The following is a 13,054-nucleotide window of genomic DNA, read 5'->3' as shown; positions in this document are numbered from 1 at the left end:
AGGCAGGCTCACAATATAAGGTCGCGTAATTCATCCGGCAGACCGCCGGGTCCTTTGATGGCGGCGAGGTCAGCCTCGGCCACCGCATTCCATGCATCTTCGTCCCACAGCTGGAACTTGTTCAGTTGTCCGACGAGCATCGCGCGCTTATCCAACTTGGCGTACTCACGCAGCCTCGGCGGCACCAGGAAACGCCCAGCACCATCCAGCTCCAGATCAACCGCATTGCCGATCAGCAGCCGCTGCAGGCGCCGCGTTTCTTCACGCAGCGAAGGCAACTCGCGCAACTTGGATTCAATGATTTCCCATTCGGGCAGGGGGTAGACGGTGAGGCAAGGGTCGACAGCGTCGATGGTGACGATGAGCTGGCCACCGCAACGCGTAACGAGCTCGTCACGATACCGACTCGGCATCGCGAGGCGCCCTTTGGCGTCGAGACTGATGGCGTTAGCTCCGCGAAACACGTCTGCGTTTCCCCCGTGGTTGGCTTTCCGTGCCAGTTGATCCCACTTTTACCCACTTCGTACCACTTCCGCACACTATAGAAATGCACGCTCCCCACCGTCAAGGCAGGCTCGCGGGGAAAAATCCTTACGGGACGGAGATTTAGCGCAACTTTCGGGGGGATCGAAGGAGTTTTGACGGACCTTAGAACAGCAAAAAGCCCAGTATTTTCAAAATACTGGGCTTTCGTACTTAAAGGACTTTCTTAAGATTGAAACTTCTTCCGTCGCGCGACAAATGGTCATGAGTGGGAAGAAGTGGGAATAGGGAGAGAGTCGATCTGTAAGCCGGGTTCTGTCGAGGACAGCCATTCCTCTGGGATACCCATCACTGAGTACCTCAAGCGACCTACCCGAATCCAGCGCGGGCCACGCCTTGGATTCCTATTTGGTCTTGCTCCGAGTGGGGTTTACCTAGCCACGAACTGTTGCCAGCCGTGCGGTGCGCTCTTACCGCACCTTTTCACCCTTACCGGCGCTGATGCGCTTAGGCGGTTATTTTCTGTGGCACTTTCCGTAGGCTCGCGCCTCCCAGGCGTTACCTGGCACTCTGCCCTATGGAGCCCGGACTTTCCTCCCCCACATGGAAACCATGCAGCAGCGACTGTCCAATCGACTCTCCGCCGACAAGGTTAACGGCAGCAACCGACACCTGCAAGCGTGAACGTTTGGGCCGACACCAAGGTCTTATTCCGCCTTGCGCTCCAGCGCGGCCTGATAAAGCAGGTTCTTACGCAAGCCCGTGATCTCCGCAGCCAGCGCCGCCGCTCGCTTCACCGGCAGCTCAGCAAGCAGCAGATCGAGCACGCGCAGCGACTCGGAATCAACACCTTCCGCTTCTGGCGCCTCCCAACCCGCGAGCAACAGCACGCATTCGCCGCGCTGCTGGTTGGAGTCCGCCGCGACCCAATCCCGCAGCTCGCCGAGCGGAATCCCCTTGATGGTCTCGAAGGTCTTGGTCAGCTCCCGTGCGAGAACCGCCTGGCGCTCTTCGCCAAACACCTCGGCCATGTCCTGAAGACACTCGAGCAGCCGATGCGGGGCCTCGTAGAAGATCAGCGTCCTCGGCTCCTCGCGCAGCGCCTCGAGCCGCGATCGCCGCCCAACTGTCTTGGCAGGCAGAAAGCCCTCGAAGATGAATCGATCGGACGGCAACCCCGCAGCCGACAGCCCCGCGATCAAAGCGCAAGGCCCCGGCACCGGCACTACGGCAATTCCTGCAGCGCGCGCCTGGCGCACCAGGTGGTAGCCCGGATCAGAAATCAGCGGAGTACCGGCATCGGAGACCAAAGCAACGTTGTCGCCCGCCAGCAGGCGCGCCAGGAATCGCCCACCCTGCTCGCGCTCATTGTGTTCATGGCAGGCCGCCAGCGGAGTCTCTATGCCGAAGTGCTGCAATAGACGCAGCGAGTGACGGGTGTCCTCGGCAGCGATCAGCGCCACCTCGCGCAAGGTGCGCTGCGCCCTGACGCTGATGTCGTCGAGGTTGCCGATGGGAGTCGCTACTACATACAAGGTACCGAGGGACACGAACCACTCCTTAATTCCGGGGTCGGAAAGCACGCATTGTATCCCGATTCCAGCGCCTGCCATCGCCTCTACCTGCCGCCTTGGGTACAATTGCCGACTCTTTGAATGCGTCACGAGAAGCCTGATGATGATCGCTCGACTGCGTCCGCTTTCCGCCCTGTGCCTAGCCACCCTGCTCGCCGCCTGCGCCAGCTCGCCCTCCTCCAACCTCGGCGAACTTCCGCGCACTCCGAACGCCAGCATCGAGCAACTGCTGCAACAGGCCGCCAGCGCCAAGCCTGACGAAGCCGCCCTGCTGAAACTCTCGGCCGCCGACCTGGCCTTCCAGCAGAAGGACATCGCCCGCGCCAGCCAGATCCTCGAGCAGGTTCCGATGGACAGCCTGAAGCCTGCGCAGCAGATCTTCGCCAGCACCCTCGACGCGCAGATCTCCCTGGCCCGCAACAAACCGAAGGCCGCGCTCAAGGCGTTCGACCATCCGAGCTTCAGCCACCTGGGCGAACTGCCGGTCGAGCAGCAGGCCCGCAGCGGCCAGGTCAAGGCCCTCGCCCTCGCAGCCGATGGCCAGACGCTGGCCGCCGCCCGCGAGCGGGTCTTCGTCGACCCGCTGCTCAACGCCGACGCCAGCAAGGCCAACCACGAAGCCCTCTGGGCACTGGTCTCCAGTCTGCCGCCCGAACAACTGCAAACCAACGCCAACGAAGGCGACCTGAACGGCTGGCTGGAGCTGGCGCGCGTGGTCAAGAGCGCGTCCACACTCAAGGAGCAGCAGGCCAACATCGACGCCTGGCGCCAGCAGAACCCGCAGCACCCGGCCGCCAAGCAGATGCCGGAAGCGCTGGAGAAGCTCAAGTCGCTGGCCGCGCAACCGCTGAACAAGATCGCCCTGCTTCTGCCCCAGCAAGGCCAACTGGCCGGAGTCGCCCGCGCCCTGCAAGACGGCTTCATGGCGGCCTACTACCAAGCCCAGCAAGGCGGCGGACAGCAGCCGGCGATCCAGATGTACGACAGCTCCCAGATCCGCTCGCTGGATGACTTCTATCGCCAAGCCCAAGCCGATGGCGTACAGCTGGTCGTAGGTCCGCTGGAGAAGCCGCTGGTCAAGCAACTGGGTGAGCGTCCGCAACTGCCGATCACCACCCTGGCCCTGAACTACACCGACAGCGCTCAGGCCGGCCCGGCGCAACTCTTCCAGTTCGGCCTGTCGGCCGAGGATGAAGCCCGCGAAGTCTCGCGTCGCGCCTGGAGCGATGGCATGCGTCGTGCCGTGGCGCTGGTTCCGCGCGGCGACTGGGGCGATCGAGTACTGGCAGCCTTCAGCCGCGATTGGCAGGCCGCCGGCGGCACCCTGATCGCCGCCGAGCATGTCGACCAGCCAGTCGAGCTCGCCCAACAGATCGCCGATCTGCTGCAACTGCGCCAGAGCGAAGGTCGCGCCAAGAAACTGCAGGGCGTGCTGGATAGCAGCGTCGACACCCAGCCGTCGCGTCGCCAGGACATCGACTTCATCTTCCTCGCAGCGACTCCGCAGCAGGCCCGCCAGATCAAGCCGACCCTGGCCTTCCAGTACGCCGGCGACCTGCCGGTCTACGCCACTTCCAACCTGTACACCGGCTCGAGCAATCCGGCGCAGGACCAGGACCTCAACGGCATTCGCTTCTGCGAAACGCCGTGGTTGCTGCAGACCAGCAATCCGCTGCGCCAGCAGGTCGTCTCCCAGTGGCCGCAGGCCGCCACCAGCCTCGGCCGCCTGTACGCCATGGGGGCTGACGCCTACCGCCTGGCCCCGCGCCTGCCGGAGCTCAAAGCCCTACCCGGCATGGAAATCGATGGCCTGACGGGCAACCTCAGCCTCGAACCCAACCAACGCGTGATGCGCCACCTGTCCTGGGCCGAGTTCCGCAACGGCCAGGTACAGCCGCTGGAGAACAGCACGCCTTGATATTCCGCCGGGGCAATGCCCAGGAGCTCGGCCGCCAGGCCGAGTCCCTGGCTTGCGAGCACTTGCAGGGTCAGGGAATGCGTCTGTTGGCGCGCAACTGGCGCTGCCGCCGCGGCGAGCTCGATCTGGTCATGCTGGACGGCGATACAGTAGTATTCGTCGAAGTTCGCTGCCGCCGGCATGAGGCCTGGGGCGGCGCCCTGGAAAGCGTCGACGCACGCAAGCGACAACGCCTTACCGCCGCCGCCGAACATTTTCTGCAACAGGAAGCCCGCTGGTCCCGGCACCCATGCCGGTTCGACGTCATCGCGGTGCAGCACTCCGCGGGCGACTCGCCCGCTCAACTGAACTGGATCTCCAACGCCTTTGACACCTGATCAGACGCCCGACGAAAGGTCACACCTGATGGACATGCAATCCCGTATCCGCCAGCTCTTCCATGCCAGCATCGAGACCAAGCAGCAGGCCACCGAGGTGCTGATTCCGCATATCGAGCAGGCCAGCATGGTGATGGTCAACGCCCTGCTCAACGAAGGGAAGATCCTCAGCTGCGGCAACGGCGGCTCCGCCGGCGACGCCCAGCACTTCTCCTCCGAACTGCTCAACCGCTTCGAGCGCGAACGCCCTAGCCTGCCGGCTGTAGCCCTGACCACCGACAGCTCGACTATCACCTCGATCGCCAACGACTACAGCTACAACGAAGTCTTCTCCAAGCAGATCCGCGCCCTCGGCCAGCCAGGCGATGTACTGCTGGCGATCTCCACCAGCGGCAACTCGGCGAACGTCATCCAGGCCATCCAGGCCGCCCATGACCGCGAGATGCTGGTTGTGGCACTGACCGGCCGCGACGGCGGTGGCATGGCTTCGCTGCTGCTGCCCGAGGACGTCGAGATTCGCGTTCCGGCAAAAGTCACCGCGCGCATCCAGGAAGTGCACCTGCTGGTAATCCACTGCCTGTGCGACCTGATCGACCGTCAACTCTTCGGGAGCGAAGAATGAGCCGTACCCCGCAGATCGTTGCAGCTCTCCTGCTCAGCCTGACGCTGGGCGGCTGCAGCAGCTTCCTGAGCGCCACCCGCGAATCGCCGATCGACGACAACCGCGGCACCCGTACCATCGGTAGCACCATCGACGACTCGCTGATCGAAACCAAGGTCGCGGTCAACGTCTCCAAGGCCGATCCGGACCTGGACCGCAACTCGCACGTGGTCGTAGTCAGCTACAACGGCGTGGTCCTGCTCGCCGGCCAGACCCCGCGCGCGGATCTGAAAACCAAGGCCGAACAGGCCGCTCGCAGCGTGCAGAAGGTCAAGACCGTGCACAATGAGCTGCAGGTGCTGCAGCCCTCCTCGCTGCTGGCCCGCAACAACGACACCTGGCTGACCACCAAGATCAAGACCCAGATGCTCGGCGACGCCAACGTACCCTCCTCGCGCATCAAGGTGGTGACCGAGAACGGTATCGTCTACATGCTGGGCCTGGTTACCAAGCGCGAAGGTGACCTGGCGACTCAGGTCGTGCAAAACGTAGACGGCGTGCAGCGGATCGTCCGCCTGTTCGAGTACATCGACTGACAATCGCATGCATGAAAAAGGCGATCCTCGGATCGCCTTTTTTATTTACTTGACCACTTTCAGGCTGGGGCGCCCACTCGGCCGCGGCGGCTCGTCGCTCGGCCCTTCGTCATCCTGCAGGTCTTCGTCGTCGGTCGGTACCGGCGGCTCGAGATCGAAGACCATGCCCTGGCCGTTCTCCCGCGCATAGATCGCCATCACCGCCTGCGAAGGAATGTACAGGCTCTGCGCCACCCCACCGAAACGCCCCTCGAAACTGACCGCCTCGTTATCCATCTGCAGATGGCGCACCGCAGTCGGCGAGACATTGAGCACGATCTGCCCGTCGCTGGCGTAACCCGGCGGCACACGCACCCCGGGATACTCGGCGTTCACCAGGATATGCGGCGTACAACCGTTGTCGACGATCCACTCATAGAGGGCTCGTACGAGGTAGGGGCGACTGGAGTTCATCATGGTATTCCTTAGCGCATATCACGTTCTACGGGGGACAGACTGGCCTGGAAGGCCTCCCGGGCGAACGACCGCTCCATGTAGTCAAGCAGCGGCTTGGCTGGGCGCGGCAGCTCGATCCCGAGCACTGGGAGCCGCCAGAGTACCGGTAGCAGGCAGCAATCGACCAGACTCATCTCCTCGCTGAGGAAGAAAGGTTTCTCGGCAAACAGCGGGGATACACCGGTAAGACTCTCACGCAACTCCTTGCGCGCCAAGGCGCGATCGGCATCCTTCTGACGATCGTCGAGAACGCGATCGACCAGCGAGCACCAGTCGCGCTGGATGCGATGCATCAGCAGGCGGGTATTGGCCCGGGCGACCGGATAGACCGGCATCAGCGGCGGATGCGGGTAGCGCTCATCAAGGTACTCCATGATCACCGTCGACTCGTACAGCGCCAGGTCACGATCAACCAGGGTCGGCACGCTACCGTACGGGTTCACCTCGGCCAACTTGGGCGGGCAGCGCCCGGCCTCGATGTCCTGGATATCGACTACCACGTTCTTTTCCGCCAGCACCAGACGGACTCGATGGCAATAGTGATCGGCAGGGTCGGAGTAACAGGTGAGCTTATTGACTGCGGCCATGCCGGGCTTCCTCACACACGCTTTTCAAGGCGGTAAAAAAAACGCGCGCGCCCCATGGGGGCGCGCGCTTGTGACGCTTTCTGCGGCCGTGCTTAGTGCACGTCCTTCCAGTACTCACGTTTGAGCAGGAAGGCAAACACGAAGAAGAAGGCCAGGAACAACAGAACGTAGGTGCCGATGCGGTGCGATTCCAGCTTGTTCGGGTCAGCCGAATAAGCCAGGAAGGTCACCAGGTTCTTCACCTTCTCGTCGAACTGCTCCTCGTTGACCATGCCAGTCTTCGGCAGGACGGTGAGCTGATCGCATGCTTCGTGGGTCAAGGGTGTGCCGGTAAGCGGATCGAATTGCTTCTTGCCATGCTCTTCGACCTGAACCTGCTTGCAACCGATCACCTGGCGACCCTGCACGCTACCCAGCACGTTGGGCATACCGACGTTCGGGAAGACCTTGTTGTTCACACCCCACGGACGCTTGGGATCTTCGTAGAACGAGCGGAGGTAGGTGTAGAGCCAGTCGGTGCCGCGTACACGAGCCACCAGGGTCAGATCCGGCGGGGCAGCGCCGAACCACACCTTGGCATCCGCCGGACGCATGCCGATTTCCATGTGGTCACCGATCTTCGCACCGGTGAACACCAGCTTGCTCAGCATCAACTCCTCGGGAATCCCCAGGTCCTTGCCGACACGCTCGTAGCGCTGGAACTTGGCGCTGTGGCAGCCCATGCAATAGTTGGCGAAGGTACGGGCGCCATCCTGCATCGCGGCCTTGTCGGTCAGGTCGATGTCGACGTGATCGAGTTCGGGACCAGCTTCGTTGGCGAAAGCGAATACCGGCAGCAGCGCCAGGATCAATGCGGCGAATTGTTTTTTCATCAGCCAGTCACCCTTTCCGGAACCGGTTTGGTCTTTTCCATCCGTGTATAGAACGGCATCAGGACGAAGAAGGCGAAGTACAGGATGGTGCAGATACGCGACAGGGTGGTGCCCAGCGGGGACGGAGCCTGCGCACCGTAGTAGCCGAGGATCACGAAGGACACCGCGAAGATCACCAGCCAGATCTTGCTCAGCCAGCCCTTGTAGCGGATGGAGCGAACCGGGCTACGATCCAGCCACGGCAGCACGAACAGGATGGCGATGGCGGCGCCCATGGCGACCACGCCCATCAGCTTGTCCGGAACGGCGCGCAGGATGGCGTAGAACGGGGTGAAGTACCACACGGGAGCAATGTGCGGCGGGGTCTTGAACTGGTTCGCCATCTCGAAGTTGGGCTTCTCGAGGAAGAATCCGCCCATTTCCGGGAAGAAGAAGATCACGGTGCAGAAGACGAACAGGAAGACCACTACGCCGACGATGTCCTTGACGGTGTAGTACGGGTGGAACGGGATGCCGTCGAGCGGGATGCCGTTCTCGTCCTTCTTCTTCTTGATGTCCACGCCGTCCGGGTTGTTCGAGCCGACTTCGTGCAGCGCCAGGATGTGCAGCACGACCAGGCCGAGCAGGACGATCGGCAGGGCGATCACGTGCAGGGCGAAGAAGCGGTTCAGGGTGATGCCGGAGATCAGGAAGTCACCACGGATCCACTGCGCCAGGTCGTTGCCGATCACCGGGATGGCACCGAACAGCGAAATGATCACCTGGGCACCCCAGTAGGACATCTGGCCCCAGGGCAGCAGGTAGCCCATGAAGGCTTCCGCCATCAGCGCCAGGTAGATCAGCATGCCGAACAGCCAGACCAGTTCGCGCGGCTTCTGATAGGAGCCGTAGAGCAGGCCGCGGAACATGTGCAGGTAGACGACGATGAAGAACGCCGATGCACCGGTGGAGTGCATGTAGCGAATGATCCAGCCGTAGTCCACATCTCGCATGATGTATTCGACGGAGGCGAAAGCCTCTTCCGCGGACGGGGTGAAGCTCATCGTCAGCCAGATACCGGTGAGGATCTGATTGACCAGCACCAGCAGCGCCAGCGAACCGAAGAAGTACCAGAAGTTGAAGTTCTTCGGGGCGTAATACTTGCTCAGATGGTCTTCCCACATCTTGGTCGCGGGGAAGCGGGCATCGACCCAAGCCATGAACTTGTTCATCAGGCTTTCTCCTGGTCCACACCGATGGTCAGCACATCTCCATCGAGCGCATAAGGCGGAATCGGCAGGTTCAGGGGCGCAGGCTGCCCCTTGTAGACGCGGCCGGCGAGGTCGTAGTGGGAACCGTGGCAGGGGCAGAAGTAGCCACCCTTCCAATCCGGACCGAGGTCAGCCGGCGCCACTTCCGGGCGGAAGGTCGGCGAGCAGCCCAGGTGGGTGCAGATGCCGACGATGACGGCGAGTTCCGGCTTGATGGAGCGAAGCTGGGGATCGACGTAGTGCGGCTGTTCCGAGGACTTTGACTCGGGGTCGGCCAGCTGGCCGTTCAGGGTTGGCAGGGCATCCAGCATTTCCTTGGTCCGGTGAACCAGGAACACCGGCTTGCCGCGCCACTCAGCGATGACCTGCTGCCCTGGCTCGATCTTGCCGACGTTCACCTTCACCGGCGCCCCCGCTGCCTTTGCCTTGGCACTGGGGAACCATGACCCCACGAACGGGACCGCAGCACCAACAGCTCCCGCGGCGCCAACCACCGAAGTGGCCGCGACGAGGAAGCGACGCCGGCCTGCATTCACGCCGTCATTACTCATTCAGTCGTCTCCCATCAGCTTTAGCCCGTTATCTTCTCGGGCCTTTGAGTAAAAGGTGTGCCGCAGAAAAAATTCGCCAAATGGTAAAGAAAAGCCCTGTAGCTGACAAGGTAATTACCGGCAACCAAGAAGCTGCAGCCCTTGCACCACGGGCGCTCCAGCCGTGCGACACCTTGCCGCATAAATTTCCAGCCACCTTTATCCTAGGCATAAAAAAACGCCCAGTCCTCTTGGATCTGGGCGTTTTTTTCGAAGCGTCGAAATTAACGCTTGGAGTACTGCGGACGCTTACGCGCTTTACGCAGACCGACTTTCTTACGCTCGACTTCACGGGCGTCGCGAGTCACGTAGCCAGCCTTACGCAGCGGGCTGCGCAGGGTCTCGTCGTACTCGATCAGAGCGCGGGTGATGCCGTGGCGGATAGCGCCGGCTTGACCGCTAACACCACCGCCAACGACGGTGACGTAGATGTCGAACTTCTCGGTGTTTTCGGTCAGCTCCAGCGGCTGACGTACGACCATGCGAGCAGTTTCGCGACCGAAGAACTGGTCCAGGCTGCGGTTGTTGATGGAGATGTTGCCGGTACCCGGACGCAGGAAGACGCGAGCGGTAGCGGTCTTACGACGGCCGGTGCCGTAGTTTTGATTAGCCGACATGATGAGCTATCCCGTTAAATCTTCAGTTCTTGAGGCTGCTGAGCGGTGTGCGGGTGGTTGGCACCCTTGTACACCTTCAGCTTGCGGTACATGTCGCGGCCCAGCGGGTTCTTCGGCAGCATGCCTTTTACGGCAGTCTCGATGACGCGCTCAGGGGCCTTGGCGATCAGTTTCTCGAAGCTGATCGACTTGATACCGCCCGGGAAGCCCGAGTGATGGTAGTACATCTTGTCGGTGGTCTTGGCACCAGTGACACGAACCTGCTCGGCGTTGATCACGACGATGTAGTCGCCGGTATCAACGTGCGGGGTGTATTCCGGCTTGTGCTTGCCGCGCAGGCGACGAGCAATTTCGGTAGCCAGACGACCCAGGGTCAGGCCGGCAGCGTCGACGACGAACCAGTCGCGCTTAACAGTTTCTGGTTTCGCGGTGAAAGTTTTCATTCGTTATAGCCTCAGGGGCCGCCTGAAAATAAGACGGCGAATCTTACTGGACAGTGGTTGCCTTGACAAGTCAAGGACAGCCGGAAACAGACACGATTTGGGGCTCGGGTCAGTGTGCGTCCGTAACGACTAGATGTATCGATCGGCAGGCTTGGCATCCCCCACCGATGAAAGGCTGCGGAATTATGCAGATTTCGGCAGAATTTACAACTACGTCATGCACTTGTTTTCACAAGGAGAAGTCCATGCAGTACCGCCCGCTTGGCCGCACCGATCTGAAAGTCAGCGCCCTGTGCCTGGGGACCATGACCTGGGGTGAGCAGAACACCGAAGCAGAAGCCTTCGCGCAGATCGAGCGGGCGAAGGCCGCCGGGATCAACTTTATCGACACCGCCGAGATGTATCCGGTGCCGCCGCGCGCCGAAACCTACTCGCGTACCGAGCAGATCATCGGCAACTGGTTCCGCCAGCGCGGCGACCGCGCAGACTGGATCCTCGCCAGCAAGGTGGCCGGCCCGGGCAACGGTATCGCGCATATTCGCGACGGCCAGCTCAAGCACGACCGCAAGAACATCGTTGCCGCCCTGGACGCCAGCCTGAAACGCCTGCAGACCGACTGGATCGACCTGTACCAGCTGCACTGGCCGGAGCGCAGCACCAACTTCTTCGGACAGCTTGGCTATCAGCACAAGGAGCAGGACTTCACTCCACTGGAGGAAACCCTCGAGGTGCTCGACGAACAGGTGCGCGCCGGCAAGATCCGCCACATCGGCCTGTCCAACGAGACGCCCTGGGGCACCATGCGCTTCCTGCAGCTCGCCGAGCAGCGCGGCTGGCCGCGCGCGGCATCGATCCAGAACCCTTACAACCTGCTCAACCGCACCTTCGAGGTGGGCCTGGCGGAAATCGCCATCCGCGAACAATGCGGCCTGCTGGCCTATTCGCCTCTGGCCTTCGGAATGCTGTCCGGCAAGTACGAGAACGGCGCACGCCCGGCCAACGCGCGCATCACGCTGTTCAGCCGCTTCACCCGCTACACCAATCCGCAGAGCGAACGCGCCTGCGCGCACTACGTGACCCTCGCCCGCCAGCACGGCCTGGACCCCGCGCAGATGGCCCTGGCCTTCGTCACCCGCCAGCCGTTCGTGACCAGCAACATCATCGGCGCGACTTCGCTGGAGCAGCTGGAAAGCAACCTAGGCAGCTTCGAGCTCAAGCTGTCCGACGAGGTACTGGCCGGCATCGAGGCGATCCACAAGGACCAGCCCAACCCGGCGCCCTGATCCGCCCGCAACGAAAAAACCCGGCCAGTGCCGGGCTTTTTCATGCCTGCACCATTACAGCGAGCGGGCAATGATCTCTTTCATGATCTCGTTGGTGCCGGCGTAGATGCGTTGCACGCGGGCATCGGCCCAGGCGCGCGCCACCGGGTACTCCCACATGAAGCCGTAGCCGCCATGCAGTTGCACGCACTCGTCGAGCACCTTGCACTGCAGATCGGTCGTCCAGTACTTGGCCATCGCCGCGGTCGGCACGTCGAGCTTGCCCTGCAGGTGCAGTTCCAGGCAGCGGTCGACGAAGGTGCGGCCTACCTGGATCTCGGTAGCCATCTCGGCCAGCTTGAAGCGGGTGTTCTGGAAGTCCGCCACTGCCTTGCCGAACGCCTTGCGCTCGCGGGTGTAGTCGAGGGTCCACTTCAGCGCCGCCTCGGCCGAGGCCAGTGCGCCCAGCGCAACGGTCAGGCGCTCCTGCGGCAGCTCCTGCATCAGGTAGATGAAGCCCTGCCCCGGCTGGCCGAGGAGCGACTCCTTGGGCACGCGCACGTCCTGGAAGAACAGCTCCGAGGTGTCCTGGGCCTTCATGCCGACCTTCTCCAGGCGCTGCCCCTTGGCGAAGCCCGGGGTTCCTGCCTCGACCAGGAACAGGCTGGTGCCTTTGGCGCCGCCCTTCGGATCGGTCTTCGCGACCACGATCACCAGGTCGGCGAGATAGCCGTTGGTGATGAAGGTCTTGGAGCCGTTGATGACGTACTCGTCGCCGTCGAGCACCGCCGTGGTCTTTACGCCCTGCAGGTCGGAGCCGGCGCCCGGCTCGGTCATGGCGATGGCGCCGACCATCTCGCCGGAGATCAACTTCGGCAGGTAGTGCTGTTTCTGCGCCTCGCTGCCGTAATGCAGGATGTAGGGCGCAACGATGTCCGAATGCAGGGAGAAACCGATGCCGGTCAGACCCAGGCGACCGATCTCTTCGATGACCACGGTGCTGTAGAGAAAGTCCGCAGCCATGCCGCCGTAGGCTTCGGGAATATGCGAGCAAAGCATCCCCGCCTCGCCTGCCTTGTTCCACAGGCCGCGGTCGATATGGCCGTCCTTTTCCCATTGGTGATGGAAGGGCACGGCCTCCTGTTCGAGGAACTTGCGCACGCTGTCGCGGAACAACTCGTGATCGGAACTGAACAGGGTTCTGGGGATCATGGTCACCTCCTGGTGCCGTGCTGATGCCATCGAAGGGCCGAATGTAGGGCGCGCCCCGACATCGCGCACTGGACACATGCGACAAAAAATAAGACGATCCAGCCGCGATTTGACCAGATAAGCGTCAAACGCTGCGATCAACAACAATGACAAGAAAGATGCCTGAACTCTCCGTAT

At 62.2% G+C, this 13,054-nt stretch carries 15 protein-coding genes and 1 other RNA gene; 5 read left to right on the top strand and 11 right to left on the bottom strand.

The window, feature by feature from the left end:
* Positions 1-8 precede the first annotated feature (8 nt).
* The 3 genes from mraZ to rsmI all read right to left on the bottom strand — a co-directional run bounded on the left by mraZ (position 9) and on the right by rsmI (position 2,033).
* The gene (gene mraZ / locus ACA097_RS18810) at positions 9-464 is read right to left on the bottom strand and encodes a division/cell wall cluster transcriptional repressor MraZ (protein WP_043254598.1); all 456 of its coding nucleotides are present in this window, start codon (positions 462-464) and stop codon (positions 9-11) included.
* A gap of 307 nt (positions 465-771) precedes the next feature.
* An RNA gene (rnpB, locus tag ACA097_RS18805) (RNase P RNA component class A) lies at positions 772-1,123 on the bottom strand.
* 67 nt (positions 1,124-1,190) lie between these two features.
* The gene (gene rsmI, locus ACA097_RS18800) at positions 1,191-2,033 is read right to left on the bottom strand and encodes a 16S rRNA (cytidine(1402)-2'-O)-methyltransferase (protein WP_371365175.1); all 843 of its coding nucleotides are present in this window, start codon (positions 2,031-2,033) and stop codon (positions 1,191-1,193) included.
* 127 nt (positions 2,034-2,160) lie between these two features.
* On the opposite strand from rsmI, the gene ACA097_RS18795 reads away from it, so the two are divergent.
* The 4 genes from ACA097_RS18795 to ACA097_RS18780 are packed head-to-tail and all read left to right on the top strand — an operon-like array spanning position 2,161 to position 5,549.
* Complete coding sequence (locus ACA097_RS18795; protein ID WP_371370541.1) at positions 2,161-3,975, top strand: penicillin-binding protein activator; 1,815 nt, start codon at positions 2,161-2,163, stop codon at positions 3,973-3,975.
* Positions 3,975-4,352 carry a YraN family protein gene (locus ACA097_RS18790; RefSeq protein WP_043257661.1) on the top strand — a complete coding sequence of 126 codons (378 nt, stop codon included), beginning with the start codon at positions 3,975-3,977 and terminating at the stop codon, positions 4,350-4,352. The genes ACA097_RS18795 and ACA097_RS18790 overlap by 1 nt, the downstream gene beginning before the upstream one ends.
* A 28-nt stretch (positions 4,353-4,380) precedes the next feature.
* Positions 4,381-4,974 carry a phosphoheptose isomerase gene (locus ACA097_RS18785; RefSeq protein ID WP_043254599.1) on the top strand — a complete coding sequence of 198 codons (594 nt, stop codon included), beginning with the start codon at positions 4,381-4,383 and terminating at the stop codon, positions 4,972-4,974.
* Positions 4,971-5,549, top strand: a complete 579-nt coding sequence (locus ACA097_RS18780; protein WP_043254601.1) for a BON domain-containing protein — start codon at positions 4,971-4,973, stop codon at positions 5,547-5,549. The genes ACA097_RS18785 and ACA097_RS18780 overlap by 4 nt, the downstream gene beginning before the upstream one ends.
* Before the next feature lie 45 nt (positions 5,550-5,594).
* Here ACA097_RS18780 and ACA097_RS18775 read toward each other — a convergent pair whose 3' ends face one another.
* The 7 genes from ACA097_RS18775 to rplM all read right to left on the bottom strand — a co-directional run bounded on the left by ACA097_RS18775 (position 5,595) and on the right by rplM (position 10,403).
* Positions 5,595-6,002, bottom strand: a complete 408-nt coding sequence (locus tag ACA097_RS18775) for a ClpXP protease specificity-enhancing factor (protein ID WP_043254602.1) — start codon at positions 6,000-6,002, stop codon at positions 5,595-5,597.
* 11 nt (positions 6,003-6,013) lie between these two features.
* Positions 6,014-6,631 carry a glutathione S-transferase N-terminal domain-containing protein gene (locus tag ACA097_RS18770; protein WP_371365171.1) on the bottom strand — a complete coding sequence of 206 codons (618 nt, stop codon included), beginning with the start codon at positions 6,629-6,631 and terminating at the stop codon, positions 6,014-6,016.
* Between the two features lie 92 nt (positions 6,632-6,723).
* Entirely contained in the window at positions 6,724-7,503 is a 780-nt protein-coding gene (locus tag ACA097_RS18765) for a cytochrome c1 (RefSeq protein ID WP_043254605.1), read from the bottom strand.
* Complete coding sequence (locus tag ACA097_RS18760) at positions 7,503-8,714, bottom strand: cytochrome bc complex cytochrome b subunit (RefSeq protein ID WP_043254607.1); 1,212 nt, start codon at positions 8,712-8,714, stop codon at positions 7,503-7,505. The genes ACA097_RS18765 and ACA097_RS18760 overlap by 1 nt, the downstream gene beginning before the upstream one ends.
* The gene (gene petA / locus ACA097_RS18755; protein WP_043254609.1) at positions 8,714-9,304 is read right to left on the bottom strand and encodes a ubiquinol-cytochrome c reductase iron-sulfur subunit; all 591 of its coding nucleotides are present in this window, start codon (positions 9,302-9,304) and stop codon (positions 8,714-8,716) included. Before petA ends, ACA097_RS18760 begins: the two co-directional genes overlap by 1 nt.
* 263 nt (positions 9,305-9,567) lie before the next feature.
* Positions 9,568-9,960: a 30S ribosomal protein S9 gene (rpsI, locus tag ACA097_RS18750; RefSeq protein ID WP_043254611.1), complete on the bottom strand. Its 393-nt coding sequence runs from the start codon at positions 9,958-9,960 to the stop codon at positions 9,568-9,570.
* A 14-nt stretch (positions 9,961-9,974) separates the two neighbouring features.
* Entirely contained in the window at positions 9,975-10,403 is a 429-nt protein-coding gene (gene rplM, locus ACA097_RS18745; RefSeq protein ID WP_043254612.1) for a 50S ribosomal protein L13, read from the bottom strand.
* A 245-nt stretch (positions 10,404-10,648) separates the two neighbouring features.
* On the opposite strand from rplM, the gene ACA097_RS18740 reads away from it, so the two are divergent.
* Positions 10,649-11,686 (top strand): NADP(H)-dependent aldo-keto reductase, encoded by a 1,038-nt coding sequence (locus ACA097_RS18740; protein ID WP_371365167.1) that lies wholly within the window; start codon positions 10,649-10,651, stop codon positions 11,684-11,686.
* Between the two features lie 54 nt (positions 11,687-11,740).
* Here ACA097_RS18740 and ACA097_RS18735 read toward each other — a convergent pair whose 3' ends face one another.
* Positions 11,741-12,877 (bottom strand): acyl-CoA dehydrogenase family protein, encoded by a 1,137-nt coding sequence (locus ACA097_RS18735; protein ID WP_043254616.1) that lies wholly within the window; start codon positions 12,875-12,877, stop codon positions 11,741-11,743.
* Positions 12,878-13,054 lie beyond the last annotated feature (177 nt).

Origin of the sequence: Pseudomonas sp. QL9, from assembly GCF_041409665.1 — a bacterium.
GTDB classification, from domain to species: Bacteria; Pseudomonadota; Gammaproteobacteria; order Pseudomonadales; family Pseudomonadaceae; genus Pseudomonas; species Pseudomonas knackmussii.
Note: the sequence above shows the minus strand (reverse complement) of the source record. Positions and strands in the feature narration are given on the sequence as shown.